At 71.2% G+C, this 25,308-nt stretch carries 27 protein-coding genes; 10 read left to right on the forward strand and 17 right to left on the reverse strand.

What is annotated here, in order from left to right:
• Positions 1–2: 2 nt before the first annotated feature.
• A complete protein-coding gene (locus D9V37_RS08835; RefSeq protein WP_121805733.1) occupies positions 3–1,367 on the reverse strand; it encodes an FAD-binding oxidoreductase in 1,365 nt (454 codons plus the stop codon).
• Positions 1,368–1,451: 84 nt separating this feature from the next.
• Between D9V37_RS08835 and D9V37_RS08840 the strand changes: the two genes are divergently transcribed.
• Entirely contained in the window at positions 1,452–1,907 is a 456-nt protein-coding gene (locus tag D9V37_RS08840) for a MarR family winged helix-turn-helix transcriptional regulator (RefSeq protein WP_121805734.1), read from the forward strand.
• Between the two features lie 57 nt (positions 1,908–1,964).
• Here D9V37_RS08840 and D9V37_RS08845 read toward each other — a convergent pair whose 3' ends face one another.
• From D9V37_RS08845 to D9V37_RS08865, 5 genes are all read right to left on the reverse strand, one after another.
• Positions 1,965–2,438: a VOC family protein gene (locus D9V37_RS08845; protein ID WP_158604422.1), complete on the reverse strand. Its 474-nt coding sequence runs from the start codon at positions 2,436–2,438 to the stop codon at positions 1,965–1,967.
• Complete coding sequence (locus tag D9V37_RS08850) at positions 2,438–4,492, reverse strand: ABC transporter permease (protein ID WP_121805736.1); 2,055 nt, start codon at positions 4,490–4,492, stop codon at positions 2,438–2,440. Before D9V37_RS08850 ends, D9V37_RS08845 begins: the two co-directional genes overlap by 1 nt.
• A gap of 89 nt (positions 4,493–4,581) precedes the next feature.
• A complete protein-coding gene (locus tag D9V37_RS08855; RefSeq protein WP_121805737.1) occupies positions 4,582–5,868 on the reverse strand; it encodes an ABC transporter substrate-binding protein in 1,287 nt (428 codons plus the stop codon).
• A 55-nt stretch (positions 5,869–5,923) separates the two neighbouring features.
• Entirely contained in the window at positions 5,924–6,673 is a 750-nt protein-coding gene (locus D9V37_RS08860; RefSeq protein ID WP_121805914.1) for an ABC transporter ATP-binding protein, read from the reverse strand.
• Complete coding sequence (locus D9V37_RS08865) at positions 6,660–7,418, reverse strand: ABC transporter ATP-binding protein (protein WP_198412443.1); 759 nt, start codon at positions 7,416–7,418, stop codon at positions 6,660–6,662. Before D9V37_RS08865 ends, D9V37_RS08860 begins: the two co-directional genes overlap by 14 nt.
• A gap of 133 nt (positions 7,419–7,551) precedes the next feature.
• On the opposite strand from D9V37_RS08865, the gene D9V37_RS08870 reads away from it, so the two are divergent.
• On the forward strand, positions 7,552–8,184 hold the full coding sequence (locus D9V37_RS08870; RefSeq protein WP_121805739.1) for an MBL fold metallo-hydrolase: 633 nt from the start codon (positions 7,552–7,554) through the stop codon (positions 8,182–8,184).
• Here D9V37_RS08870 and D9V37_RS08875 read toward each other — a convergent pair.
• From D9V37_RS08875 to D9V37_RS08890, 4 genes are read right to left on the reverse strand one after another with little or no spacing between them, the layout of a single operon-like run.
• Positions 8,181–9,128 (reverse strand): ketopantoate reductase family protein, encoded by a 948-nt coding sequence (locus D9V37_RS08875; RefSeq protein WP_158604423.1) that lies wholly within the window; start codon positions 9,126–9,128, stop codon positions 8,181–8,183. The two genes, D9V37_RS08870 and D9V37_RS08875, sit on opposite strands and share 4 nt — an antisense overlap.
• Positions 9,125–10,123: a GlcG/HbpS family heme-binding protein gene (locus D9V37_RS08880; protein WP_121805740.1), complete on the reverse strand. Its 999-nt coding sequence runs from the start codon at positions 10,121–10,123 to the stop codon at positions 9,125–9,127. Before D9V37_RS08880 ends, D9V37_RS08875 begins: the two co-directional genes overlap by 4 nt.
• Before the next feature lie 2 nt (positions 10,124–10,125).
• A complete protein-coding gene (locus tag D9V37_RS08885; RefSeq protein ID WP_121805741.1) occupies positions 10,126–10,923 on the reverse strand; it encodes an SDR family NAD(P)-dependent oxidoreductase in 798 nt (265 codons plus the stop codon).
• Positions 10,924–10,965: 42 nt separating this feature from the next.
• On the reverse strand, positions 10,966–11,727 hold the full coding sequence (locus D9V37_RS08890) for an SDR family NAD(P)-dependent oxidoreductase (RefSeq protein WP_198412444.1): 762 nt from the start codon (positions 11,725–11,727) through the stop codon (positions 10,966–10,968).
• Positions 11,728–11,844: 117 nt separating this feature from the next.
• On the opposite strand from D9V37_RS08890, the gene D9V37_RS08895 reads away from it, so the two are divergent.
• From D9V37_RS08895 to D9V37_RS08910, 4 genes are read left to right on the forward strand one after another with little or no spacing between them, the layout of a single operon-like run.
• The gene (locus tag D9V37_RS08895; protein WP_198412445.1) at positions 11,845–12,681 is read left to right on the forward strand and encodes an IclR family transcriptional regulator; all 837 of its coding nucleotides are present in this window, start codon (positions 11,845–11,847) and stop codon (positions 12,679–12,681) included.
• Positions 12,678–13,265: a carboxymuconolactone decarboxylase family protein gene (locus tag D9V37_RS08900; protein WP_121805742.1), complete on the forward strand. Its 588-nt coding sequence runs from the start codon at positions 12,678–12,680 to the stop codon at positions 13,263–13,265. Before D9V37_RS08895 ends, D9V37_RS08900 begins: the two co-directional genes overlap by 4 nt.
• A gap of 55 nt (positions 13,266–13,320) precedes the next feature.
• Entirely contained in the window at positions 13,321–14,214 is an 894-nt protein-coding gene (locus D9V37_RS08905) for a fumarylacetoacetate hydrolase family protein (RefSeq protein ID WP_121805743.1), read from the forward strand.
• Positions 14,214–15,047: a fumarylacetoacetate hydrolase family protein gene (locus D9V37_RS08910; RefSeq protein ID WP_121805744.1), complete on the forward strand. Its 834-nt coding sequence runs from the start codon at positions 14,214–14,216 to the stop codon at positions 15,045–15,047. The genes D9V37_RS08905 and D9V37_RS08910 overlap by 1 nt, the downstream gene beginning before the upstream one ends.
• A 9-nt stretch (positions 15,048–15,056) precedes the next feature.
• On the opposite strand, the gene D9V37_RS08915 is transcribed toward D9V37_RS08910, so the two are convergent.
• The 3 genes from D9V37_RS08915 to D9V37_RS08925 are packed head-to-tail and all read right to left on the reverse strand — an operon-like array spanning position 15,057 to position 17,553.
• Positions 15,057–15,455: a VOC family protein gene (locus D9V37_RS08915; protein WP_121805745.1), complete on the reverse strand. Its 399-nt coding sequence runs from the start codon at positions 15,453–15,455 to the stop codon at positions 15,057–15,059.
• Positions 15,452–17,101: a GMC oxidoreductase gene (locus tag D9V37_RS08920; RefSeq protein ID WP_158604424.1), complete on the reverse strand. Its 1,650-nt coding sequence runs from the start codon at positions 17,099–17,101 to the stop codon at positions 15,452–15,454. The genes D9V37_RS08915 and D9V37_RS08920 overlap by 4 nt, the downstream gene beginning before the upstream one ends.
• Positions 17,098–17,553, reverse strand: a complete 456-nt coding sequence (locus D9V37_RS08925; protein WP_121805747.1) for a gluconate 2-dehydrogenase subunit 3 family protein — start codon at positions 17,551–17,553, stop codon at positions 17,098–17,100. Before D9V37_RS08925 ends, D9V37_RS08920 begins: the two co-directional genes overlap by 4 nt.
• 108 nt (positions 17,554–17,661) lie before the next feature.
• Here D9V37_RS08925 and D9V37_RS08930 point away from each other — a divergent pair, with 108 nt between their 5' ends.
• The 3 genes from D9V37_RS08930 to D9V37_RS08940 are packed head-to-tail and all read left to right on the forward strand — an operon-like array spanning position 17,662 to position 20,982.
• Positions 17,662–18,888, forward strand: coding sequence for an FAD-dependent oxidoreductase (locus D9V37_RS08930; RefSeq protein WP_121805748.1), 1,227 nt, complete (start codon positions 17,662–17,664; stop codon positions 18,886–18,888).
• Entirely contained in the window at positions 18,885–20,270 is a 1,386-nt protein-coding gene (locus D9V37_RS08935) for an FAD-binding protein (RefSeq protein WP_158604425.1), read from the forward strand. The genes D9V37_RS08930 and D9V37_RS08935 overlap by 4 nt, the downstream gene beginning before the upstream one ends.
• Positions 20,263–20,982, forward strand: a complete 720-nt coding sequence (locus D9V37_RS08940) for an SDR family NAD(P)-dependent oxidoreductase (protein WP_121805750.1) — start codon at positions 20,263–20,265, stop codon at positions 20,980–20,982. Before D9V37_RS08935 ends, D9V37_RS08940 begins: the two co-directional genes overlap by 8 nt.
• 7 nt (positions 20,983–20,989) lie before the next feature.
• Here D9V37_RS08940 and D9V37_RS20220 read toward each other — a convergent pair whose 3' ends face one another.
• The 4 genes from D9V37_RS20220 to D9V37_RS08960 all read right to left on the reverse strand — a co-directional run bounded on the left by D9V37_RS20220 (position 20,990) and on the right by D9V37_RS08960 (position 24,811).
• Positions 20,990–21,454, reverse strand: a complete 465-nt coding sequence (locus D9V37_RS20220; RefSeq protein ID WP_158604426.1) for a VOC family protein — start codon at positions 21,452–21,454, stop codon at positions 20,990–20,992.
• On the reverse strand, positions 21,451–22,743 hold the full coding sequence (locus tag D9V37_RS08950; protein ID WP_121805751.1) for an FAD-binding oxidoreductase: 1,293 nt from the start codon (positions 22,741–22,743) through the stop codon (positions 21,451–21,453). Before D9V37_RS08950 ends, D9V37_RS20220 begins: the two co-directional genes overlap by 4 nt.
• On the reverse strand, positions 22,740–23,540 hold the full coding sequence (locus D9V37_RS08955; RefSeq protein WP_121805752.1) for an SDR family NAD(P)-dependent oxidoreductase: 801 nt from the start codon (positions 23,538–23,540) through the stop codon (positions 22,740–22,742). The genes D9V37_RS08950 and D9V37_RS08955 overlap by 4 nt, the downstream gene beginning before the upstream one ends.
• Before the next feature lie 176 nt (positions 23,541–23,716).
• Positions 23,717–24,811: an adenosine deaminase gene (locus tag D9V37_RS08960; RefSeq protein ID WP_121805919.1), complete on the reverse strand. Its 1,095-nt coding sequence runs from the start codon at positions 24,809–24,811 to the stop codon at positions 23,717–23,719.
• Positions 24,812–24,846: 35 nt separating this feature from the next.
• Here D9V37_RS08960 and D9V37_RS08965 point away from each other — a divergent pair, with 35 nt between their 5' ends.
• On the forward strand, positions 24,847–25,299 hold the full coding sequence (locus D9V37_RS08965; RefSeq protein WP_121805753.1) for a MaoC family dehydratase: 453 nt from the start codon (positions 24,847–24,849) through the stop codon (positions 25,297–25,299).
• Positions 25,300–25,308: the final 9 nt, after the last annotated feature.

Consider the following 25,308-nt stretch of genomic DNA (forward strand, 5'->3'; position numbering starts at 1 on the left):
GCCTAGGGGACGATGTTCTGGTTGAGCCGGAACACGTTGTGCGGGTCGTACTCCCGCTTGACCTGCGCCAGCCGCGCCTGCAGGTCCCCGTAGGCGACCGTCGCCCCACCCTGCTCGTCGCCCTCCATGAAGTTGGAGTAGGCACCGCCGGTGCCGAGCGGGGCGAGGGTCTCGAAGGTCTCGCGCACCCACGCCTTCTCGCGGTCGGTGTCGTCGGGTTCGGTCCAGCTCGCCGGGATGTTGAGGAGCCAGCTGGCGGTGCGGTGCGGGAAGGCGGTCGCATCGACTGGCACCTGGCGGATCGCGCCGCCGGTGGAGAGCACCTCGATCTGCGTCAGGGGCGAGCCCAGAGACGATCCGCGCTCGACCAGCGCGGCCACGATGTCATCGGTGAGCGAGTCGGCGAAGGTGGCCTTCACGTACGACATCAAGCCGTGGCCGAACTCGACGTCACCCGCCTGCTGGAGCATGAGGTAGGGCACGGTCTCCACGGTCGCGTCGGCGGAGCCGAGCCGGGAGCGCAGGGCCGCCAGCACCTCCTCGCCCTCCTCGGGCTCGCCGGACCACTCGATGACCGAGGTCAGGCCCAGATCGCCCTCCCGCCCCTCAGGCAGCCAGGGTCGGCTGGGCGCCTTGCGGACGAAGCTGGTCCACAGCAGGGCGTCGGGGGCATCCCCCTCCATCACCTCGCGAGCGATCGCGAGGACCTCCGGCAGCTCCGCCATCGGATGGAAGGCACCCAGGACCGCGATGTCGGTGAGCGGGTGCGCCGTGAACTCGAACTGGGTGACCACACCGAAGTTCCCGCCGCCGCCGCGCAACGCCCAGAACAGCTCGGGACGCTCGGTGGCCGATGCGTGGAGGCGGCGACCGTCCCAGGTGACGAGGTCGACGGAGAGCAGGCTGTCGATGGTGAGCCCGAACCGGCGCATCAGCCGACCCACGCCACCCCCGAGCGTGAGCCCGCCGACGCCGGTGTGGGAGATGACGCCCGCCGGCACGACCAGGCCGTGACGCTGCGCAGCTCGGTCGACGTCGCCGAGAAGCGCACCCCCGCCGACGGTGACGCGACGGCTCTCGGCGTCGACATCGACCCGGTTCATGGCGCCGAGGTCGACGACCAGGCCGTCGTCGCAGACGCTGAACCCGGGCAGGCTGTGCCCTCCGCCTCGGACGGCGACGACCAGGTCGTGCTGGCGGGCGTAGGCCAGAGCGGCGGCGACGTCCGTCGCAGTGGCACATCTGGCGATGAGGGCCGGGCGCCTGTCGTGGAGCACGTTCCAGACCCGGCGGGCATCGTCGTAGACCTCGTCGTGGGGCTCGATCAGCTGTCCGGCGAAGCCCTCGATCTCGATCGTGCTCGTCATGGGAGTCAGCTCCAGATATTAGCAATGGATTTATAGCTATTAGCTGATAGATATCATGGCGACTCCCTCGAAGCAAGGAGCACGATGCCGACGTCGCTGCCGTGGCACCGAGAGCTGTCCGTCGTGCTGCACGACCTGGCGTGGCTGCTGCCACGCACCGTCGGCGCGGTCGCCACCCGTGAGGAGCCGCTCCCGGCATCCGAGCTGGAGATCATGCGGTTGCTCACCCGGCGTCCGGGCCTGAGCGTGACGGAGGTCGCCGACCGCCTCGGTCTGCGAGGCACCAACGTCAGCACCGCGGTCGGTTCGCTCGAGCGCCGCGGACTCCTCGAGCGCACACCCGACGAGCACGACCGGCGAGTGGTCCGGGTCACGCCGACCCGGGCCGCCATGGGGCTGCGTGATCGGCGGGAGGCGCGCTGGGGAGAGGCGATGGCCGAGGCGCTGCTCGAGCTCGCCCCGGACGATCTCACCCGGCTGCAGGAAGCCGTGACGGCCCTGCAGTCGCTCGCCGAGGGGCTCTCCCAGCACGAGGAGTGACCCTCACCCCCACCGCCAGCCCAACGGCCCAGCCCAACGGCCCAGCCCAACGGCCCNTCAGCCCAACGGCTGCACCAGCTCGACGAAGAACCCGTCCGGGTCGCGCACGAACGCGATCCGCGCGTGGCCCGCGCCGTTTCCGGCCCCCACCTCACCGGGCTCGGCGAGCGGGGTGACCCCTGCCTCGGCGAGCCGGGCGAGTGCGGCATCGAGGTCGACGACGCTCATCGCCAGGTGCATCGTCCCGGGGTCGTGGAACTCGCCACCCGGCGCTGTGCGCCGCTCGACGTCGCGTACCTGCACCAGCGTGATCGTCGCGCCGGTACCGCCCGAGGTGAGGTTGACGATGCGGATCGCGCCACCGGGCGTCGCCGTGTTGGCCAGCATGGCCGGGTCGTCGATCCAACCCGAGTCGACCACCGTCTCCAGCCCGACGACCTCGCGGTAGAAGGCCAGCGAGCGCTCGACGTCGTCGACGTGGAGCCCGACGTTGGGTATGCCCGTCACGCCCATCATGCCCGTCACGCCCATCATGCGCGGCTCACCGGCGTCGGCCCGGCGACGTCCTCCACGAACGCCCCGTCCTGACCCGGCACGTCCAGGACGACCGGTCTGTGCCGGCGCGGGATGATCCGGTCCCGCAGGGCGGCGACCCTCGGGCCCGGCCCCCTCTCGCCGGCCATGTTGCTGGCAACGCCGTCCGGGTTCTGGATCGCGGTCAGCGCCAGGGCGATGCCGGCGACGACGGTCTGGTACTGGCCGACGTGCAGGGTCTTGTCGAGGAAGGAGACGAAGAGTCCGTCGGAGGCGAACATGATGCCCGCGACCACCGCGCCCGCGATCCGGCCCACGCCGGCGACGTAGACGAGCGCGAGCAGGCTCAGCGAGGCCTGCGCCGTGAACGTCGAGGACGACACCGAGCTCTGCTCGTAGGCCAGCAGACCACCACCCAGGCCGCTCAGGAACGCCGACAGCGCGAACACGTAGAGCTTCACGGGCGCCACGCGGATGCCGACCGCCGAGGCCGCGCGCTCGTTGGAGCGGACCGCCACCAGCATGCGTCCCGTGGCCGAGGTACGCAGCCGGGCGACACAGTAACCGGCCCCGATGACGACGACCAGCAGCATGACGCCGAAGACGACACGAGGGTAGGAGTTCCCCTTGGCGATGCCGAGATCGAGGCCGAACAGCTCGGGGCTGCCGATCTTGCGGCCGCCGAGGCCCCCGGTGAACTTGACGCTGCTGAAGACCAGCGCATCCATCGCCGCCGCCGCGGCCAGGGTCACGACCGCGAGGTTGACACCGCGCACGCGCAGCGCCGGCAGGCCCATCAAGATCCCGAGCGGGACGGCCGAGAGCGCCGAGATCAACAGTGCCAGGAAGAACGGCATGCCCACGCTGTGGCCGAGGTGGCTGAGGACGAAGGCACCGAACCCCGCAAACGACATCTGCGCCAACGACACCTGCCCGACGTACCCGGTGAGCACGACCAGGCCGAGCGCCAGGCACACCGTGACGATCGAGGCCATGAAGGCGGCACGCAGCGACCCGTGCAGCGCCACCAGCACCACGACGCCGACGGCGAACGCCAGCAGCGCCGTGGCGCCGGGCCGCGTCGGTCGACCCAGCGAGGGATTGCGCAGCGTGCCGGTGGCACCGCGAGCACCCAACCGCTTGGCCGCCAGGGACATCGTGACCAAGATGATGAGGAACGGCACACCGTCGGAGAGGCCCTGCTGCGGGAGCCAGGTGAACACCGTCTGCAGCTTGACCAGCTCGGACTGCACGATCCCCAGTCCCAGGCCGGCGGCGGTGGTGATCCAGAACGACTCGAACCGTCCGATCAGGACGGCACCGAGGGCAGGCACCACGAACAGGGTGTAGGAGGTGGGGTCGAGCGAGGAGATCGGTGTGATGAGGACGCCGGACAGGGTGGCCAGCAGGGTGGCCAGGACCCAGTTGCGGGCAGCGATCCGAGTGGCGGAGAGCCCGATCAGGGCCGCCCCCATCTCGTTCTCGGCACCGGCGCGCGTCGCGAGGCCGAAACGCGTGTAGCGGAAGGTGACAGTGAGCGCCACGGCGATCGCCACGACGATCCCGGCGATCCAGATCCGGTCACCGGGTATCACCACACCGCTGATCACGAAGGCCTTGCTCGGCAGCACGGGGGGTGCAGAGGTGGCGGTCGTGCCGAAGTTCAAGACTGCGACGGCCTCGAAGAAGAGCGTCACGCCCACCGAGGCGCAGACCTTGGTCAGCGGCGCGGCGCGCAGCAGAGGCCGGTAGACCAGGAAGAAGACCACGAGCCCCAGCACCGTGCCGTAGACCAGGGTGATCAGCAGCGCCGGCACGATGGCCATCCCGGTGCCGAGCGAGATCTCGTGCGGCAGGGCGAACCACGGCAGCTCGAGCTTGCCCGTCAACCGCAGCCGCAAGAAGACGTACGCCCCCCACATCGCGATCGCGCCCTGGGCGAAGTCGACGACGCCCGTGCTGCGGTACTTGAGCACCATGCCCAGGCCGAGGAGCGAGTACACGGACCCGGCACCCAGGCCCAGGAGCAGGAACAACACGTACGACGTCACGCGACGCTCACCTTCGACGGTTCAGGAGGAGACGACCGGCGGACGACGGACCGGACGGCGTGCAGCTGCGTCCGGTCCGTCGCACGGGGTCAGCTGGTGGGCTTGTAGTAGCTGCCGGCGGTGAAGAAGTCCTTGGCCGCGACGGCGATGTTGGACCCCTTGACCTCGCGCATCTGCTCGTAGGTGTTGCAGACCGCCGTGGCCCCGGCGAGCTGCTTGCCGTCGCAGGTGTAGTCGTGGCCCATGAAGTTCGCCATCGCCGATCCGGTCCTGAAGGCGGCCAGGATCTTGTCGGTGGTCAGGTCGGCGGGGGCGGACTTGCCCAGCACGGACTGCAGGTTCATGACCGACTGGAACCCGATGGAGGCCAGGCTGTCCAGAGCGGTGTCGGGCGCGTACTTCTTGAGCACCGTCAGCATGAGGTTGGTCTCATCGGTCCCGGCCGTCGGGTCCAGGGTCGGCGAGGCGAAGATGAGGCCGTCTGCGCCGCCGTTGGCGCCCTTGATCGCCTTGGGCGAGGTGCACGGGTCGACGCCCATGAGCTTGCCCTTGTAACCCAGCTGCTTGAGCGAGCTGAGGATGTTCGGGCACGCGGCCGGCGCGTCGACGTAGATGAGGTCCGGCGAGGCCCCCATGGCCGAGGCGACGGCCGAGGAGACGTCGGATGCGGTGGGCGAGAGCCCGACCTTCGTGACCGAGGTGATGCCGGCGTTCTTCATGGTGGGGATGATGACCCCCTCACCGGTGGCGGTGCCCTGGGTGTCGGAGGTGTAGATGACCGCGGCCTTCTTCACCCCGAGCTTCTTGGCCGCGTAGACCGAGGCAGCCGCGTTGTCGGAGGTGGAGACGCTGGAGAAGATGACGGCGTTCTTGTAGTTCTGCTCCACCGGGGTGAAGGGCACACCCCCGATGTAGGCCAGGTCGAGCCGCTGCCACACCGGGATGGCGCCGGGCGCACCGGTGTCCGCCCCACCGAGGATGGCGACGGGCTTCTGGTCGGCGATCTGGTTCGCGCACCGCGCCGAGGTGGCGGGGGTGCCGTCGGTGGCGCAGGTGACCAGCTTGATGGGGTGTCCACCGATGCCGCCCTTGTAGGCGTTGACGTACTTCACCGCCGCCTGCTCGGCCTGTAGGACCTCGGGGAAGGTGACGGGCCCCGACTGCAGGTTCAAGACGCCGAAGACGATCGGCGTGCCACTGGCCGCGTTCGCGGCGCCGAGGTCGACCGAGGTGTTGACGCCGGCATTCGTCGACGCCGACGAGGACGATGAGCCCGAGCTCGACCCCCCGGAACTGCTTCCGCAGGCGGCCGCGGTCATGGCGACCGCCGCCATCCCGGCCGCGAGAGCGACCTTGGGGCCCAGCTTTGCTGACATGGTTTCTCCTTTGTGATGTCCGACGGTGGACGTCTGGTGGTCGGTCAGTCCGCGATCACGTCGAGGGCGCGGCCCGGACGGCGTCGCCGAGGTAGCTCGCGGTGAGCAGGTCGGGCTGGTCGCGCAGCTGCGCCGCGGTGCCGCTGAGCACGAGCCGGCCGTGGGCCAGCACGTAGGCGCGCTCGGCGACGTCGAGGGCGAGGGTCACGTGCTGCTCGACGACCAGCACGCCGGTGCCGAAGCCGACGGCGACACGGCGCAGCACCGGCAGCAGGCGCTCGACCACCACCGGCGCCAGGCCCAGGCTCATCTCGTCGACGACCAGGAGCTTGGGACGAGTGACCAGGGCCCGACCGACCGCCAGCATCTGCTGCTCGCCGCCCGACAGGAGCCCCGCCTTGCGGTCCAGGCACTTCGTGAGCTCGGGGAGCAGGTCGAGGACGTCTCGCTCCGAACCCGTCTTGGCCCGCGCCAGCCTGAGGTTCTCGCGGACGGTGAGCTCGGCGAACAGGGCGCGGTCCTCCGGGACCAGCGACAGACCGCGCCGGGCCAGCCGGTGGGCGGCCACACCGCCGATGCTCTCGCCGTCGAAGCTGATCGAGCCGCCGAGTGGCGCCAGCAGGCCCGCGACTGTCATCAACGTGGTGGTCTTGCCGGCGCCGTTGGAGCCCAGCAGCGCGACGACCTCACCGGCGCGTACCTGCAGGTCCAGTCCGCGCACGACCGGGATGCCGTGATAGCCGGCCTCGAGTCCGGTCACCGTCAGCACGGCCTCGGCCTCGGGCTCGGCCTCAGTGGCGGGCATCGACACCTCCCAGGTAGGCCGCGATGACGGCCTCGTCGGCGCGGATCTCCTCCGGTGTGCCGCTGGCGATGACCTTGCCGAAGTCGATGACGACGATGCGGTCGCACACGCTCAGCACCAGACCCATGTCGTGGTCCACCAGCAGCACGCTGACCCCGTGACCGGGAAGGGAGCGCAGCCGGCGTCCGAAGGCCAGGCTCTCCTCGGTGTCCAGACCGGCGGCAGGCTCGTCCATCAGCACCAGCCGAGGACGCTGGGCAAGTGCGCGGGCGACGCCGACCAGCTTGCGCTGGCCGTGCGAGAGCTCCTGGGGGTAGCGATGGGCGACGTCGTCGAGCTCGCACAGCATGCGGGCCCACGCGACGTCGTCGACCCCCTCGGGTCGCGAGGGCAGCACCAGGTCGCGCAGCATCGTGACCAGCCGGGGACGCTCGGCTGCGACCAGCAGGTTCTCCTCCACCGTGAGGTCGTCGAAGAGCTCGACCGACTGGAAGGTGCGCACCAGGCCGCGTCGCGCGACGGCGTAGGTGGCGAGCCCGTCGAGCGACCTGCCCTCGAACTCCACGTGGCCGCCGCGCCGGGGCAGGTAGCCGGTGAGGCCGTCGATGAACGAGGACTTGCCGGCGCCGTTGGGGCCGATCAGCCCCACGACCTCGCCTTCGGCCACGTGCAGCGACACGTCGTCCACGGCCACGACCCCGCCGTAGGTGACGCGGAGGTCCGTGACCTCGAGCAGCTGTCCCACGCCTGCCGGCCTTCCGGTCATTCTCACCAGGTGAGAGTTACTTTTGGAATGACCCGACAGTACGTGACGCGCAGCACATCTGTCCATACTCGGCGCCGCACCCGCCCCGAGTGGCGCGTGTACGGTGCGGCCCGTGCAGATCACCCACCTCGGCCACGCGTGCCTCCTCCTCGAGACCGGGACGGCCCGGCTGCTCTTCGACCCCGGGACGTTGTCGGCGGGGTTCGAGTCGCTGACCGACCTCGATGCCGTGCTCGTCACCCACGAGCACCCCGACCACGTGGACGCCGAGCGGCTGCCCGCGCTCATGGCGGCCAACCCGGGCGCCCGACTGGTGCTCGACGAGCGCACAGCCAGGCAGGTGAGCGGCATCGAGCGCGCTCTGGTGGCGCACCCGGGTGACACCCTCGAGCTCGGCGGCGAACGCGTCGTGGTGCTGGGCGGACCCCATGCGCCGGTGTACGCCGACGTGCCCGACTGCCCGAACCTGGCGTTCCTCGTCGATGACGGCGCCTTCTTGCACCCCGGCGACTCCTTCGAGGTGCCCGAGGGTGACGTCGAGGTGCTGGCCGCGCCGGTCGACGGTCCGTGGCTCAAGCTCGCAGAGGCCGTCGACTACGTGCGAGCGGTGGGCCCGTCGGTCGCGATCGCCATCCACGAGGGCGAGCTGACCGACGTCGACAAGTACGCCGGGATGCTCGGTGCCTTCGTCGGCGAGGGTGTCCGCGTGCTCCGACCGACCCCCGGTGAGGCGATCCGGATCTAGTGCCGCATCCCGCTCTCGGACGTCGCGGCCCAGCTCGCCTCGAGCCCGTGGACCAGGGCAGTGAGCGCCTCGTGCAGAGGTGCGCGGACGCCCGCATCGCGAGCTGCCGAGGCCACTCCCCCGGTGAGGACGTCGACCTCCGTGCGGCGGCGGGCCAGCACGTCCTGCAGCATGCTCGGCTTGTGGGCGTAGGCGTTGACGATCTCGCGCTCGAGCGTGGTCACCGGATCCGGCGGGTCGACGCCGATCGCCTCGCAGACCCTGGTGGTCTCGGCGGCGAGGGCCTCGACCAGCGCCCGCAGGTCCGGACGCTCGCCGAGCTGGCCGATGCTGAGGCCCGTCAGCGCGGCGATGGGACTGGTGGCCGCGTTGAAGGCGACCTTCCCCCACTGCGCGCCCCGCGCGTCGGCCATCGCCTCGGCGGGTAACCCACCCTCGGTCAGCAGGCGCGCCAGCAGCTCGATCTCCTCCGCCCGGGCCGGTTGCGGCTCGAAGGGGCCCAGCCAGGTCGGCCCCAGCGAGTCCAGCCGGACGACGCCTGGGCCCGCGAGCGCTCCGGCGGGCAGGATGCTTCCCCGGATGACGCGCGGCGCGAACTCGGCGACGACCTCCTCGTTGCCGAGTCCGTTCTGCACACTGGCGACGGCACCGTCGGTGAAGACGTGCGCGACGGCCGCCATCGCCGTCGCCGTGTGCTCGGCCTTGGTGGCCACGATGCCGAGCGCGCAGGGCGGGATCGCAGCGGCGTCGCTGGTCGCGCGCACGGGAGAGACGAAGTCCGCCCGGCCCGTCACGCGCAGCCCGCCGTCGTTGATCGCGGCGACGTGGGCCTCGACGATGTCGTAGGCCCAGACCTCGACCTCCTCCGCGCGGCCCAGGTGAGCGGCGTAGAGACTGCCGATGGCCCCGACACCGACCACGCAGACCCGGACCGGATCGCTCACGACAGCGACCTCAGCGCATCCTGCGCGATCTCGGCGCAGACATGGGGCGGCGGTCCGCCCACGCCCAGGCCGGCGACCACCCGGCCGTCCACGCTCACCGGCAGACCTCCGGGTGAGGCGAGGACGGGCACGGGGAGCAGCGCCGCCAGCTGAGCGAGGGTCCCCGGCTCCTGGTAGCGACCCGCCAGCACGTGGCTCGGCACCTGCATCAGGGCGGCGGCCGCGGCCACGCCGTCGGCGAGGAAGGTGGCGGCGGTGGGGGCGCCGTCCATGACGTCCTGCTGGACCGGGTCCCCGCGGTGGTCGACCACGGAGATCGCGACGAGGACGCCGGCCGCCTGCGCCCGCTCCATGACGGCGTCGGCGAGCGAGACCGCCCAGCGGTGCTCGGGCTGGTCGGCAGCGACGGGCGCCGGGTCGTTGCCGCGACCCGCCGGCGGGTCGTCGGGGAAGGGCCCGAAGCTGATCTCCCACCGCTTGTGGTCGTCACCGTGCTGACCGACGTAGGGCAATCCCATCGCGTAGTGCACGACGAGGTCCTCGGGGTTGGCCGGCTTCCCGTCGGCGATCATGTTCTCCTGGGCGATGTCGGTGGGGAAGAACGGGCTGACCGTGGCCCCCGACGCTGCGACACCGGCCACCACCGCGCCGCTCGGGTCGCGGATCGGCATGCCACCGGCCCCGGGGAACCTGGCCTCGGGTGAGCACTGCTTGAAGCCGTTCGCCACCTGCTCGCCGACGAAGCCCATGCGCTGCAGGTGCTCGAAGCTCGGGATCTGCTGGGTCGCGGAGATCCAGGCCTTCGACCGGGCCCGGGCCATCCCCCCGGCACCGCCGCGGTCCATGCGGGACGCCGTCACCAGGGCCCCGCTGGCGCCGACGACGGCGAAGCCACCTCGAAGGCCGAGCTGCTCCCCCTTGTCGATGGCGCGCTCGACGATCGACCGGGCCGAGGCCAGGTCGAGGTCGGTCGTCCGACCGCCCGGTACGGCCACCCTCAGGCCCCGACCATGTTGTAGCCGCCGTCGGAGATCATGTAGGCGCCCGTGGTGTGGAAGGCGTCGTCGGTGGCGAGGTAGAGCGCAGCGCCGGCGAGCTCGGCCGGGCCCGGGATGCGCCCCATCGGGGTGAGCTTGCGCAGCTGGTCACCGCGACCGGACTTCCAGTCCTCGCGGCCCAAGGTGGCCTCGGTCTCGATGAAGCCCGGGGCGAACACGTTGACGCGCACGGTGGGCGCGAGCGCGTGGGCATAGGACTTGGTCAGGCCGAGGATGCCGTACTTGGCGGCCGCGTACTGCGGGGCGCGGGCGCTGCCGCGGACGATGACGGTCGAACCGATGTTGACGATGGAGCCGTGGCCCTGGTCGACCATCTTGGCGCCGAACTCGTGCGTGCACGCCATCGTGCCCTTGATGTCGACGGCGAGCACATGGTCGACGGACTCCTCGGTGATGTCGCGCCACGACATCTGCTCCCGAGCCACGTCGCCGACGTTGTTGATCAAGGCCTCGACGTGACCCATCTGCTCGAAGGAGTCGTCGGCCATGGCGCGAACGGCCTCCCACGAGGCGATGTCGGCCTGCAGCAGCACCGCGGTGCTGCCGGCCTCCTCGACGCGGCGTGCGGTCTCCTCGGCACCGGTCCGGGAGCTGCGGTAGTGGACGCCGACGGCGGCCGCGCCCTCCTGGGCGGCGCGCACGGCGATCTCCGCACCGAACCCGGTGCCGGCGCCGGTCACGACGACGTTGCGTCCCTCGAACCTGCGGGGCATCGGGGTGGCGGACAGGTCTGACATGGTCACTCCTTCGTGAGGGTTGCGAGGCCGGCGGGAAGGGTCTCAGACGAGAACGCGCCCGCCGTCGACATAGAGCACCTGGCCGGTGATGAAGCCGGCTCGATCCGAGGACAGGAACGTCACCGCGTCGGCGACCTCCTGGGGACGGCCGAGACGCTCGGCGGGCACCAGCGACGTGAGCTCGGCGCGGACGCCGTCGACCTCGAGATAGTCCTTGGTCAGGTCGGTCTCGACGTAGCCCGGAGCGACCGTGTTCACGGTGACACCGTCGGCCGCCCACTCCCGTGCCATCACGCGCACGAGCTGGTTGAGGCCGCCCTTGGTGGCGGCGTACGGCGCGTGCTTGGCGTGAGCGAGCAGGCCGGAGACCGACGAGACGAACACCATGCGGCCGTAGCCGGCGCGCACCATCAGCCGCCCGACTTCCTGACCCGACCAGTAGGCCGTGGAGAGGTTGAGGGTGAGGGTGTCGGTCCAGGCGTCATCGTCGAGCTCGAGGACGGGCTTGCGGATGTTCATCCCCACCGCATGGAGGAACACCTCGGGCGTTCCCAGCTCGGCCACCGCACGGGTGACGGCCTCACGGCACCCGGACGGCGTCGAGAGGTCGGCGGCCAGGGTCCAGATGTCGTGACCCGACAGCTTGCCGTCGTCCTGGAGCGCTCCGAGGGTGCTCTCGTCGAGATCGACGGCCAGGACCTGGGCGCCCGCGGCCGCCAGCGCGGCCGCACTCGCTCCGCCCAAGCCACCGGCGCCGAGCACCAGTGCGCGGCGTCCTGTCAGCGACAGCCAATCGGTCGGCATGCTTGGCACGGCTCTCCCGGTTCAGGTATTCTCGTCTGGTGAAAGTGGCTTCCGCAAAACAGTAATACCGCTGTCCGACCACTGTCCAGACACACCCCCCGACGCGTGGAGATCCCGGTGCCCCCCAAATCCAGGCAGACCAGCAAGCGCACGACCGCGGTCGCGTCGTCCGACGACCCCGACAAGCCCGAGTACCGGGTCGAGGCGTTGGCCAAGGGACTGCGACTGCTCTCGATGTTCACCGAGCAGCGACCCACCTGGCGGGTGAGCGACCTCGCCACCGAGTCGACCCTGCCGCTGCCGACGGTCTACCGCGTGGTGATGACGCTGACCTCCGAGGGCTACCTCGATCGGTTGCCCAACGGTGACTACCGTCCCGGGGTCAAGGTCCTCACGCTCGGCAGCGCGGCGCTGCGCAGCCTCGACCTGGTCGAGATCGCGACACCACGGTTGCAGGAGCTCTCCGAGCGCACCGGCGAGACGGTGAACCTCGCGGTGCTGCAGGAGGATCGCGCGCTCTACCTCGTGCGGCTGCGCAACGCCGACCTGGTCACCGCGAACATCCAGGTCGGGTCGACGCTGCCGGCGGTCTACACCTCCATCGGCAAGCTGCTGCTGGCCTACCTCCCCGAGACCGAGCTCGGCGAGCGGGTGAGCCCCGCCTCGTTCTCGCTCAACCACGGCCCCAACGCGCAGAGCACGATGAAGGGCCTGCGGGCCGAGCTCAAGCAGCTGCGCAGGCAGGGGTGGTCGCTGCAGAACGAGGAGGTGGCCTTCGGGCTCCGCTCGGTCGCCGCCCCGGTGCGCATCGGCGAGCGCGTGGTGGCCGGCGCGAACGTCGCCGTCCAGGCGCGCGACTGGCCCACCGAGCGGATCGTCGAGGAGCTGCGGCCCCATCTGCTGGAGACCTGCGCTGCGATCTCCGAGCTGCTGACCGACGGCGCCGCACGGTGAGCGCCGCACCACGCGGCACGCGGCTCGCCAAGCTCGATCCCGCCGCTCTGCAGCCGGACGCCGCGGAGCTGTACGCCTCGATCGCCCGCGGCCCGCGAGCCCAGGGTCCGCAGCTGTTCGCCCTCCTCGACGAGGACGGGGGCCTCGAGGGCCCCTTCAACGCGATGCTGCTCAGCCCGCGAGTGGGCGCCGCACTGCAGGCGGTCGGGGCCGCAGTCCGCTACGGCACGGCGTTGTCGGACCGGGCCCGGGAGATCGCCATCCTGGTCGTGGCCGCTCGATGGGACAGCGATTTCGAGCGATACGCGCACGAGGCCGTCGGGCGGGCGGCCGGGCTCTCCGATGAGGCGATCTCGGCCATCCGCGCCGGTGAACCACTGGTGGTCGAGGACCCCGACGAGGCACTCGTCGCACGGTTGACCACGCGACTCGCCCACGACGGCGACCTCGACGACGCCGAGTACGCCGAAGCCGTCACGGCCCTCGGTGAGGCCCAGCTCTTCGAGCTCCTGACCCTCGTCGGCTACTACGCGACGCTCGCGCTGCAGCTGCGGGTCTTCCGCGTGGCCGCGCCCGACGTGTAACGTCGACCAGGATCTGTAAGTTACTTTCATGATGTGAGAATGGTGGGCTGAGGCCATGAAGCTGGTGACCTTCGACGAGGGACGGGTCGGTCGACTCGACGGCGACGACGGCCTCGACACGGTGATCGAGCTCGACTGCGCGAGCACCGTCGAGTTCTTCCAGCGCGACCAGCAGGTCGGCGAGACGGGGCAGCGGCTCCCGGTCGCGGACGTCCGGCTCCGGGCGCCCATCACGCCGAAGAAGTTCTTCCACACCGCCGGCAACTTCACCGCGCACCACCAGGAGCTCACGGCGGTCGACTGGTCCCACCCGGTGCACAAGGGCATCGTCTTCTTCCAGAACGTCGACGCGATCATCGGTCCCGACGACGACATCGTCTACCCGGAGGGACTCACCAACGAGCTCGACTACGAGCTCGAGATCGCCGTCGTCCTCGGCCGGGCCGGCAAGTTCTTCAGTCCCGAGGAGGCCGTCGAGCACATCGCGGGCTACACCGTGTTCAACGACATCACCGCGCGCGACATCCAGCGTCGCGAGATGCAGTCCGGCGTCTTCTCCTTCTCCAAGGCCATCGACACCTTCTGCCCGATCGGGCCCTACATCGTGACAGCCGACGAGATCGCCGACCCGCACGACCTGGCGATGGAGCTGAGGGTCAACGGTCAGGTCCGCCAGACCGGCAACACCAAGGAGATGGTCATCTCCATCCCGCACCTGGTGGCCTACCACTCGCCGCAGGGTTACTCGGCCGGCGACCTGATCAGCACCGGCACCGTCTCCGGTGTCGCGGCCGTGCAGCCGAACCCGTTCGACTTCTACCTGCAGGCCGGCGACGTGGTCGAGGCGGAGGTGCAGGGCCTGGGCATCCTGCGCAACACCGTCGTGCCGTGGAGCGCGGCCCACGACACCGAGCCGTACTCCATCGACCTCTACGCCCCGGTCGACTAGTGCGCTTCGGCACCGTCGACGGCCGCGGGGTGGTCGTCCGCGACGAGACCTTCCTGGATCTGGCCCGCGCCACCGACGACTCGCTCCCCCACGACCCACTCGCACTGCTCGCTCGCTGGGACGACGTCGTCGCCGCCGAGCCCACCCTCGACTGGTCCGTGGCCCGTCGGCTCGCGCCCGGGTCGCTCGGTGCTCCCGTCCCCGCCCCGCGGCAGGTGTTCGCGATCGCGCTCAACTACCGTCCCCACGCGGCCGAGGCCGGCTGGGACCCGCCCGGCCAGCCGCTCGTCTTCACCAAGTTCCCCAGCTGCGTCGTGGGTCCGGACGTCGACGTCACACTGCCCGAGGGTCACGTGGACTGGGAGATCGAGGTCGTGGCCGTCGTCGGCCGCGGCGGGTACCGCATCCCTCGTGAGGAGGCGTGGGACGCCCTGGCGGGCATCACGGTCGGCCAGGACCTCTCCGAGCGGGTGCAGCAGCTCGCCGGGAAGCCGCCGCAGTTCAGCCTGGCCAAGTCGCACCCCGGCTTCGGACCCATCGGTCCCCTGGTGGTCACGCCCGGCGAGCTGCCCGACCGCGACGCCATCGGCTTCGCCTCGTTCCTCGACGACGAGCCACTGCAGAGCGGCAGCACCGCCGACCTGATCTTCCCCGTCGACGACCTCGTCGCCCGGCTCTCCGAGGTCTGTCGGCTGCTCCCCGGCGACCTCATCTTCACCGGCACCCCGGAAGGTGTCGGCAACCGCCGCACTCCCCCGCGCTTTCTGCAGCCCGGGGAGACCCTGGTCAGCCGTGTCGACGGCGTCGGGGAGATCGTCCAGCGCTTCCGCTGAGCGCCGACCTCACCGCTGCAGGAGCTCCACCAGGTTGCCGAACGGATCGGCGAGGAACACCATCCTCACCCCGGGCTCTGGCGAGGGCTGGGGTGCCATCACCGAGCGTGCGCCGAGGGAGACCAACCGGTCGTGCTCGGCGTCGAGGTCGTCGACAGAGAGCGCCACGTGACCGTAGCCGTGGCGCAGGGCCGCCTCGGCCGGATCGGCAGGCGCGTCCCCGCCGGCGCCCTCGCGGCTGAGCAGCTCCAGCCGGTAGCCGTGCTCGGGGTGCAGCAGCATGCGCACGTCCATCGAGATGGGGTCGATCCGCAGCGCCACCTCCCGCCGCACGCCGAGAGCCTCGCCGTACCAGGCCTCCGCGGCGTCGAGGTCGGCGACGTTGAGGCCCCAGTGGTCGAATCTCATGACAGCTCCTCCACGAGATGTCCGGCGCTGCGCATGGCGAGCGCCTCGATGGTCGGAGTCGGGTTGGTCCCGGTCGACGACGGCCACGTGGCGCCACCGAGCACGTAGACGTTGGCGGCGTCGTGCAGGCGCTGCCAGGAGTCCGTGACGTTCGTGGCCGGGTCGTCGCCCATCCGAGCACCGCCGAAGGCGTGCGGGCTGATGTCGAAGGGGTGGTACGGCGAGCTCCAGGTCTCGCTCGCACCCGCCTCGCGCAACCATGCGTGACCCTGCTCGGCGAGATAGGCGAACGACCTGGCGTCGTTCTCGAGCAGCGGTTTGGTGATCCGCAGCACCGGGGTGCCGGTCGGGTCCACGTGCGTGGGGTCGAGGTCGAGACGTCCGTCGCGGTGCGGCATCTCGTCGGCCCAGAAGTGCACGTGGGCCATCGATCGGAAGTCCTCGGCCAACCAGCGCTTGTAGCCCTCTCCCCAGCGCCCGGCCGACGGGGGCGGCTGCCGGGCCATCAGCATCGTGAGCTTCTCCATCATCGCCAGCAGCGAACCGCCGCCCACGAAGCCGAGATCGGTGTGGTCGACGTGGTCGGCGTTGAACTCCTCGACCGAGACGGCCTGCGACATCGACCCGGTCCAGGTGTTCATCTCCCGACCCCCGAAGCTCCCGAAGGCGAAGCCGAACGCGTGGGTGGAGAAATGCCGGCCGAGCTGGTCGGTGGAGTTGCCCAGCCCGCTCGGGTGGTCGCCCCCGGCGGAGAGGTGCAGCAGCCTCACGTTCTCGTAGGTGTACGCCGCGAGCATCACCGCCCGCGCACGGACGGTCTCCGTCGTGGTCGACCCGTCGGCCACGATCTCCACACCGGTGGCCGTGCCGTCCGAGCCCGTGAGCACCCGCGTGACCCGCGCGTGCGTACGTACCTCGACGCTGCCGCGACTGCCCAGGACGTCCTCGATCCGCAGCACGCCCTTGGCGTCGGCGTAGCAGCCGTTGAAGACGCACTGTCCGCAGTACGTGCAGGCACCGCGGCCGCCGTAGGGCCGAGACCGGATGGCGGCCGGCGTGGCGAACGGCGTCCAACCCAGACGCGAGGCCGCTGCCGTCATCAGCTCGTTGTAGCCCGAGCGTCGTAGCGGCGGGTTCGGGTACGGCTGGGTGCGGGGGCCCACGAAGCGTTCGGGCCCGGGCTCGCCGGAGACCCCGTGCACGAGCTCGAGCTCGTCGTAGAACGGCACCACGTCGTCGAAGGTGACCGGCCAGTCGGCCAGGCTGATCTCGGGGGGCAGCACCTGCTCGCCGTAGCGCTCGAGGAGGTTGCTGCGCGAGCGGAACTGCCACGGGGGCAGCCGCAGGTGACCATTGCCCGAGTGGATCTTCGTACCGCCGACCGCGTTCATCGTCAGCCCGCCGAAGGGTGGTCGGACCGCGACGTTGGCGACGTCGCGACGCACGGTCGGCATCTCGGCCGCCGTCTTGCCGCTCGTGAGGGCCCCCCGCCGCTGATTGAGCAGCTGGTCGGGCAGGAAGTCGGTGGAGGCGTAGGAGCCGCCGGCCTCCAGCGCCAGCACCCGCAGACCACTCTCGGCGAGCCGGCGGGTGGCGATCGTGCCAGCGGCACCGAGGCCGACGACGACCACGTCGTAGCCGCTCACAGCGAGACGTCCTCGACGGTGAGCCCGCCGAAACCGATCGGCGTCCCGATCTGCTGCTGCTCCTCGGTGGGCGTCAGGACGACCCCCGGGTAGCCGACGACGCGCCATCCCACCCCGTCGCGGTTGCCACCGTGTCGCGGGTCGCAGAGGAACCCGTCGATGCTCAGCTGCAGCAGCATCTCGAAGAACGGAGCCGTCTCGACCGCCGCCAGCAGGTGGTCCTGATCCGCCGCCGAGACGTCGACGAAGGACACGCCGTGGGCCGTCCGAGCCGCGGCGTCGAGCGATCGCAGGCCGGCGACGACGGCGTCCTGCTCGGCGGCGAAGTGACCGCCGAGCTCACCGCGGACGAAGTCGGGCACGCCCGCCTCGTGCGCCCCGGGCGAGGCGGCGTCACCGGGGATCAGCCGGCCGACGACGGCAGCGAGCAGCTGCTGCGAAGACGTGTCCATCCGGCTCCTCCGACCCTCGACAAGTGTGACGGCGCGCACTAACGTAGCAGTTAGATAGTCACTTTCGCAGAGTGAAAGTAACCGGACCCGTCGCCAGGAGGCTCGCAGATGGCCAGCTCGTCCCCTTTGAACGTCATCATCGCGGGAGGAGGCCTCAGCGGCCTGGCCCTGGCCCAGGGCCTGCGCAAGGACGGCCACTCGGCGACGGTCTACGAGCGCGACCCCGACTTCACGCGCAAGGTCGGCTACATGCTCCACATGAACGCCGACGGCGGCGAGGCCCTGCGGCGCGTGTTGCCCGAGGATCTCTTCGAGCTGTACCTGGAGACCTCACGCCGGTCCTACGAGCGCAAGCTGTCCACGGTGTGGTCCAAGGACCTTCACGAGATCACCTCGCAGCCCCACGTGGGACCGCCGAACCCAGGTCCCCGGGAGCACACCGGCGTGCACCGCCGCACGTTGCGGGCGATCCTGCGGGCCCGCCTCGGCGACGCCTTCCAGCCCGGCAGGCCGATCGTGTCCTACGAGGAGCTGCCCGACCGCGTGGTCGCCCACTTCGCCGACGGCACCTCGGCCGAGGGCGACCTCCTGGTCGGCGCCGACGGCATCAACTCCGCCGTGCGCGCCCAGCGGCTGCCCGACGTCACGCACGTCCCGGGCGGGGTCCAGGGCATCGGGGTCTTCGGACGGACCCCGATCACGCCCCGGTTGCTCGAGCTGCTGCCCGACGAGCTGCTCCAGGGGGTCAACTTCGCCACCGACGGCCAGGGCCGGGTGCTCATCGGGGCCTACCAGGCCCGGCAGCGCCCGGACGAGGCCGCGAGGACCATCGCGCCCGACGTCGAGCTCGAGCCGGTCGACGACTACGTCATGACCAGCGCCTCGGTGTCCCCCGGCACCGTGATCCCGCCGAACGACCAGTGGACCGAGAGCACCCCCCTGGAGCTGCGCGAGTCGATGCTGCGCTCGGTCGAGGGCTGGCACCCTGGCGTGATCGAGCTCGTCGGCACCATGGAGCCGAGCACGATCTTCCAGATCCCGTTCGGGTTCTTGATGCCCGCCGAACCGTGGGCGCCCTCGCGCGTGACCCTCGTCGGCGACGCCGCCCACGCGATGCTGCCGACGCTCGGGATCGGCGCGAACCTGGCCCTGCTGGACGCCAAGCGCCTCCTGGAGGAGATCAGCGGCGCCGCCGGGGCCGGGACCGACGTGGTCGAGGCGGTCGGCCGGGCCGAGGCCGGGATGCGCGAGTACGTCTACCCCTTCATGGAGATCACCATGCAGCACGACAAGGCGTTCGGCGGTGGCGGTCTGGAGCGACCGGAGAGCGCGTGAGCGTAATCGTCGTCGGCTTCGGTCCGGCGGGGGCCGCGGCGGCTGTCGCGGCCCATGACGCCGGAGCCGACGTCGTCGTCCTCGAGGCCTCCCCTGCCGGCGGCGGCAACGCGCCGTACAGCGGCGGCTTCCTGTTCGACCTACCGGAGGACCGGATGGTCGACCATCTCCGATCGCTGTCCTTCGACCGCACACCGCTCGACGTCCTCGAGGCCTACGGTCGTGGCGTCCACGAGCTGCCCACCCGCCTTCCGGAGCTGGGCATCGACCTGACCGAGTTCACCCCTCCCCCGGGACGCTTCCCAGCCACCTTCCCCTCATGGCCAGGGTTCCCGGGTGGGCGGGACGTCCGTTACACCGTCGCGGCCGGCGGCGAGGGCCGGCGGGGCGTCCGGCTGTGGCAGGGGCTCGAGGCCGCGGTGCGCTCGCGCGAGATCGAGGTCCGCTGCTCGGCCCGTGTCGACCGTTTGATGATGTCGGAAGCGGCCGTGACCGGTGTGGTGCTGGCCGACGGCTCCTCGCTGTCCGGGTCGGTGGTCTTGACCTGCGGCGGCTTCGAGGGCGACGCGGCCCTCGCCGACGCCTATCTGCCGCTGGGACCGACGTACCCGGTCGGGCACGGCTACAACGACGGGGCCGGCCTGCGGATGGCGCAGCAGGCCGGCGCCGCGTTGTGGCACATGTACGGGTTCTTCGGCTGGTTCTCGGTGCGGGTGCCGGAGTTCGCGGCGCCGTTCGCCGTCGACTTCCTTGCCGCGGGCCACGTGCTCCTCGACGCCGAGGGACGCCGCTTCGCCGACGAGACCGGCTTCGAGGTGCACGACCGGCTGCGCGCCCTCACGACGTACCTGCCCCGCAACGCCAATCGACCGGCGCTGCCCACGTGGGCGGTCTTCGACGAACCGACGCGGCTGGCCGGCCCGCTCAACGGACTCCTGGGCACGCCCAACGACTACACGTGGAGCGCGGACAACGGCGCCGAGGTCGAGCGGGGTTGGATCCGCACCGGGGCCGGGGTCGTCGAGCTGGCCGCGGCCACCGGGCTCGATGCCGGTGTGCTCGGCTCCTCGCTGGAGCGCTACAACGAGCACGCCGCCGCCGGCGTCGACCCGGATTTCCACCGGGAGCCCGAGACCCTCGTCCCCCTCGAGCTGGACCGGTTGTACGCCGTGCCCACCTGGCCCGGGGTCGCCGGCACCACGGGCGGTCCGCGTCACGACGCCCGGGCCCAGGTGCTGCGCACCGACGGCGCGGTCGTGCCGGGCCTGTACGCCGCGGGCGCCGTGAGCCTCGTCTGGGGCCATCTCATCGACCACGGCGGCGGTCTCACCGACGCCCTCGTCTTCGGTCGGATCGCCGGCGAGCAGGCCGCTCGTGGCTGAGTCGCGCGTCGCAGTCGTCACCGGCGGAGCGGGCGCGATCGGCGGTGCCATCGTGACGGCCCTGCGCGAGAGCGGGCACCGGGTCGTCGTCCTCGACCGCCACGGCGTGGACGGCGTGGACGGCATGGACGGCGTGGACGGGGTCGACCTCGCCGACGCCGACGCCGTACGCGCCGCCGCCGACGATGTGCTCGCCCGGCACGGCCGGGTCGACGTCTTGGTGCACGCCGCCGCCGACCTCTCGCAGGCGGCGTTGGCCGACGTCGGCCTCGACCTGTGGCGCCGCGTGCAGGCGGTCAACGTCGAGGCACTGCTGCTGCTCGCCCAGACCTTCGCACCCGGCATGGCCGCGGCGGGGTTCGGCCGCATCGTGCCCGTCGTCTCCGACACGGTGTGGTCGCCGCCGGCCCCGGAGCTGCTCGCCTACGTGACGAGCAAGGCGGCGGTGGTGGGGATGACCCGGTCGCTGGCGCACGCGCTCGGCGGTGACGGGGTCGCCGTCGTCGCCGTCGCGCCCGGGCTCACGCCCACCCCGGCAGCTCGCGAGGGCATGCCCGCCGAGGCCTTCACCGACGTCGTGCGGCGACAGGCGCTCGCCCGCGAGCTCGACGTCACCGACGTCGCGGCCTCCGTCGCGTTCCTCGCCGGGCCCGGGGGCGCGGCGCTGACCGGCCAGGTGCTGTGCGTCGACGGCGGTCTGGTCCTCAGGTAGCGCCGTCTCACTCATAAGAGGTCATCGGGTTGCCGAGCACCCCACCGTGGCGCAGCGCCGCTGTCCGGGCCGCCTCGAAGCTCGGGTAGTCCACGACGACCTCCCAGCGGTAGCCGTCGGGGTCGTCGAGGTAGACCGACACGAACGAGAGCCCGCCGTGACCGTAGACACCCACGACGTCGGCACCGGTGTCACCCAGGTGCCGGAGCCAGCCGTCGAGATCGCCGTCGGCGCTCAGGGCGTAGTGGAAGAAGTGCTGGTCCTCCTCGCGTCGCACCGCACGGCCCTCCGCCAGGTTGACCACGACGCTCCCGACCGCCAGCCACGCCTGGCGGGTGCGCCCGGCGCGGAGGTCGGCATCGTCCACGTCTGTGCGACGCGTGACCTCGGCACCGAGAACGCGCTCGTACCAGTCGACGGAGAGCTCGAGGTCGCTCACCGGCAGGGCGAGGTGGTGCAGCCTGGTGCTCACGCGCGGATGTTCTGGTTGTCGGCGAAGGTGTTGGCCGGATCCCACTGCTGCTTGAGAGCGACCAGTCGTCGCCAGGTGCGAGCGCTGTACGCCGCGGGCACGTGGTCGGGCTCGTCGAAGAGGTAGTTCACGTAGAAGGCGTCGTGGGAGAGTCGCTCGACGTCGGCCAGGTACCCCTCGTGCCAGCGACGGCGCGCCTCGCCGTCGTCGCCCTCCGACCAGGTCACCTGGACCATGTAGTTCCAGGGCTTGTCGCGGTGACTCATCGCGGTGGCCTCCTCCGCGACGCGCTGGATCGCACCTCCGTAGTAGTGGGTCGACATCATGTCGAGCGGGCCCAGCTCCTCGGCCCTGTCCACGGTCAGGTCGACGGCCGCATCGTCGAAGGCGCGCAGGTAGTACATCCGCGAACGTCGGTGCAACCCGGGGGTGAAGACGTCGTTGCCACACGCCAGGTCGACCCACGGCATGCGCCGGACCGAGTCGGCGACGACGGCGCGATGACCTCGCAGGTCCGCCAGATCCCGCTCGGCCTGCTCGGCGGTGCCGCAGTGGCAGACGATGACATGAACCGCGGGGCGTCCGGCCAGGCGCGCGGGTCCGTTCCAGTCCGGCGGTGGCACGGCGAGCGAGCCGATCGCTGTCACCTCGTCGGGCTGGGCCACCACCCAGTCGCGGAAGTGGGCGAGCGCCTGCCGGGACTCGTCCGGGTGGAACCACACCAGCCCGAAGGCGACCTCGGCCAGGGGCATCACCTCGAGCTCTATCGCGACGGTCACGCCGAAGTTCGAGCCGGCGCCGCGCAGTGCCCAGAACAGGTCCGGCTCGTGGTCGACGTCGGCACGGACCAGCTCGCCGTCGGCGGTGACCAGCTCCACCGCGCGAACGGTGTCCGACGCCCAGCCCAGCTTCCCCGAGAGCCAGCCGTGGCCACCGCCCAGGGCGTGGCCGGCGACGCCGAGCCGTGGGAACTGCGGCGCCGCCCCGGCGAACCCCGAGGTCGCGAGGATCCGGCTGACGTCTCGCCACACCGCGCCGCCGCCGACGCGCACCCGCCGGCTCCCAGGGTCGACGACGACGTCGTCGAGGTCGCGCAGGTCGAGCAGCACGCTGCCCGGACGAGCGCCAGAGAAGCCGACCCCACCACCGCGGACGGCGACCCGTCGGCCGTGGCGAACTGCGTCGCCAACAGAACGACGCACGTCGTCGGCGTCCTGCGGACGCACGACCGAGTCGGGCGACCAGCGGATCTCGGGATTGGCGAAACGGGAGCCGAGGTCGTCACTCATGCGGGCAGCTCCGGGAAGTGGTAGGGGTCGGCGGTCAGGACACCACCGTCGACGGGGACCGTCACGCCGGTGATCCAACCCGCGTCGTCGCCGAGCAGGAACCCGACCAACCGGGCCACCTCCTCACCGGTGCCGTACCGGTCCTGCGCCTTCCCCAGCGGTGTTGTCGCGTGAAGCGCGCGTGCCGCCGCCTCTCCTCCTCCGAGGACGCCCTCGAGCGCCCGCATCATCGGTGTGTCGATCGAGCCCGGAGCGATCGCGTTCACCCGGACACCGAACGGCGCACCCTCGATGGCGGCGGTACGCACCAGCGCCCACGCACCGTGCTTGGCCGCGCTGTAGGCCGCGAGCTCGGAGCCGGCCAGCGCCGCCGTCGACGTCGTCACCACGATCGCGCCACCCTTCCCCTGCTCGCGCATCAGCCGCAGCGAGCCGCGCAGTCCGAGGAACACCCCGCGCAGGTTGACCGCCACGATCGCATCGAAGCGCTCGACCGTCTCCTCCAGCAACGGCGTCGCGCCGCCGATGCCGGCGTTGAGGAACACCCGGTCGAGGCTGCCGAACTCCTCGACGGCCGCGGCCAGGTAGCGCTCGGTGTCCTCGGGCACGGACACGTCCGCGCCGATGCCCAGTGCGGGTCCGGAGAGCGAGCGGGCGACGTCCTCGGCCCGTCGGGCGTCCAGGTCGACGACCACGACGCGGGCCCCGTGGGCGGAGAGGTGTCGAGCGGTGGCGGCACCCATGCCGCTGGCGCCACCGGTGACGAGGACGACAGCGTCGTCGTGCGGAGAGGTCATGGGGCAGGCGTCGATTCTGTTCGTCGGTGGGCAGGGGTCGGCTGCCGGTGACGCGCCGCAGGGGTGGTTGCGTGGCGGACCGGCGGGATCAGCCCGCTCTCTCGAGCGCCCGTGTGGCGCGCAGCCACTCCATCGGTCCCACGGACCCTATTCTCACCTACGCAATACGGCTTTCGCTAGGTGGTCTCGCCAACGGGTGACGCGTAGCCGGGCTTGATGACCCCGTCGATCAGCGCCAGCCGCTCCTCGAAGGGCAGGAACGCCGACTTCATCGCGTTGATGGTGAACCAGCGCAGGTCGTCCAGGTCGTAGCCGAACGCCTCGCTGAGCGCCACCATCTCCTTGGTCATGGAGGTGTCGCTCATCAGCCGGTTGTCGGTGTTGACGGTGACGCGGAACCGCAGCTGCGTGAGCAGCCCGAGCGGGTGCTCGGCGATCGACGCCGCGGCGCCGGTCTGCAGGTTCGAGAACGGCGCCATCTCCAGCGGGATGCGTTTGTCGCGCACGTACTGGGCGAGCCGGCCCAGCTCGGCGGTGCCGTCGGCGTCGATCGTGATGTCGTCGATGATGCGCACCCCGTGGCCGAGCCGGTCGGCCCCGCACCACTGGATCGCCTGCCAGATCGACGGCAGCCCGAACGCCTCCCCCGCGTGGATCGTGAAGTGGGCGTTCTCGCGCTGCAGGTACTCGAAGGCGTCGAGGTGCCGGGTGGGCGGGAAGCCGGCCTCCGCGCCCGCAATGTCGAAACCCGCGACGCCGCGGTCGCGCCAGGCCACGGCCAGCTCGGCGATCTCCATCGAGCGGGCCTGGTGGCGCATCGCCGTGAGCAGCTGTCGCACCACGATCCGCTGTCCGTTCCCGGCGGCGGCCACCCCCTCCTCGAAGCCCTGCTGCACCGCGGCCACCGCCTCGTCGAGGGTGAGCCCCTGCTGCAGGTGCTGCTCGGGCGCCCACCGCACCTCGGCGTACACGACGCCGTCGGCGGCTAGATCCTCGACGCACTCGCGCGCGACGCGGGTGAGTGCGCTCGCGTGCTGCATCACCGCGACGGTGTGGTCGAAGGTCTCCAGGTAGCGCACCAGCGAGCCGGAGTCGGCCGCCTCGCGGAACCAGCGCCCCAGATCGGCCGGGTCGGCCACCGGCAGCTTGTGGCCGATCTCGGCGGCGAGCTCGGCCACGGTCGCGGGCCGCAGCCCGCCGTCGAGGTGGTCGTGGAGCAGCACCTTCGGTGCGCGGCGTACGACGTCAGCGTCCAGTGGGTTGCCGGCCATGTCCGCCATCTTGGCAGGCGACTATCTTCAGCCTCATGCGCACCTTCACCACGTTCGAGGAGCTCGAGTCGGCCATCGGCGAGGACATCGGCACCTCCGAGTGGCTCACCATCGACCAGGACCGCGTCGACCGCTTCGCCGACGCCACCGGCGACCACCAGTGGATCCACGTCGACGTCGAGCGCTCGAAGGACGGCCCCTTCGGCGGCACCATCGCCCACGGCTACCTGACCCTCTCTCTCATCCCCTACCTCGGCTCGTCGGTCTTCGGCCTCGAGACCCCGGGCGCCAAGCTCAACTACGGGGTCAACAAGGTCCGCTTCCCGAACCCGGTACGCGTCGGCTCCAGGGTCCGCGCGCACGTCAAGGTCACCGGCGTCACCGAGCTGCCCTCGGGCCGCCAGGCCACCTTCGGCTGGACCATCGAGATCGAGGGCGTCGACAAGCCGGCGTGCGTGGCCGAGACGGTCGTGCTGCTGCTGCCCTGACGGGCTCGT

The organism is Nocardioides mangrovicus, assembly GCF_003674065.1.
Taxonomy (GTDB): Bacteria; Actinomycetota; Actinomycetes; order Propionibacteriales; family Nocardioidaceae; genus Marmoricola; species Marmoricola mangrovicus.

Excerpts from the sequence above, each read along its gene's own strand:
- D9V37_RS08835 (WP_121805733.1), bottom strand. The coding sequence starts at position 1,367 with ATGACGAGCACGATCGAGATCGAGGGCTTCGCCGGACAGCTGATCGAG.
- D9V37_RS08840 (WP_121805734.1), top strand. The coding sequence starts at position 1,452 with ATGCCGACGTCGCTGCCGTGGCACCGAGAGCTGTCCGTCGTGCTGCAC.
- D9V37_RS08845 (WP_158604422.1), bottom strand. The coding sequence starts at position 2,438 with ATGGGCGTGACGGGCATGATGGGCGTGACGGGCATACCCAACGTCGGG.
- D9V37_RS08855 (WP_121805737.1), bottom strand. The coding sequence starts at position 5,868 with ATGTCAGCAAAGCTGGGCCCCAAGGTCGCTCTCGCGGCCGGGATGGCG.
- D9V37_RS08860 (WP_121805914.1), bottom strand. The coding sequence starts at position 6,673 with ATGCCCGCCACTGAGGCCGAGCCCGAGGCCGAGGCCGTGCTGACGGTG.
- D9V37_RS08885 (WP_121805741.1), bottom strand. The coding sequence starts at position 10,923 with ATGTCAGACCTGTCCGCCACCCCGATGCCCCGCAGGTTCGAGGGACGC.
- D9V37_RS08890 (WP_198412444.1), bottom strand. The coding sequence starts at position 11,727 with ATGCCGACCGATTGGCTGTCGCTGACAGGACGCCGCGCACTGGTGCTC.
- D9V37_RS08905 (WP_121805743.1), top strand. The coding sequence starts at position 13,321 with ATGAAGCTGGTGACCTTCGACGAGGGACGGGTCGGTCGACTCGACGGC.
- D9V37_RS08915 (WP_121805745.1), bottom strand. The coding sequence starts at position 15,455 with ATGAGATTCGACCACTGGGGCCTCAACGTCGCCGACCTCGACGCCGCG.
- D9V37_RS08925 (WP_121805747.1), bottom strand. The coding sequence starts at position 17,553 with ATGGACACGTCTTCGCAGCAGCTGCTCGCTGCCGTCGTCGGCCGGCTG.
- D9V37_RS08930 (WP_121805748.1), top strand. The coding sequence starts at position 17,662 with ATGGCCAGCTCGTCCCCTTTGAACGTCATCATCGCGGGAGGAGGCCTC.
- D9V37_RS08950 (WP_121805751.1), bottom strand. The coding sequence starts at position 22,743 with ATGAGTGACGACCTCGGCTCCCGTTTCGCCAATCCCGAGATCCGCTGG.
- D9V37_RS08955 (WP_121805752.1), bottom strand. The coding sequence starts at position 23,540 with ATGACCTCTCCGCACGACGACGCTGTCGTCCTCGTCACCGGTGGCGCC.
- D9V37_RS08960 (WP_121805919.1), bottom strand. The coding sequence starts at position 24,811 with ATGGCCGGCAACCCACTGGACGCTGACGTCGTACGCCGCGCACCGAAG.
- D9V37_RS08965 (WP_121805753.1), top strand. The coding sequence starts at position 24,847 with ATGCGCACCTTCACCACGTTCGAGGAGCTCGAGTCGGCCATCGGCGAG.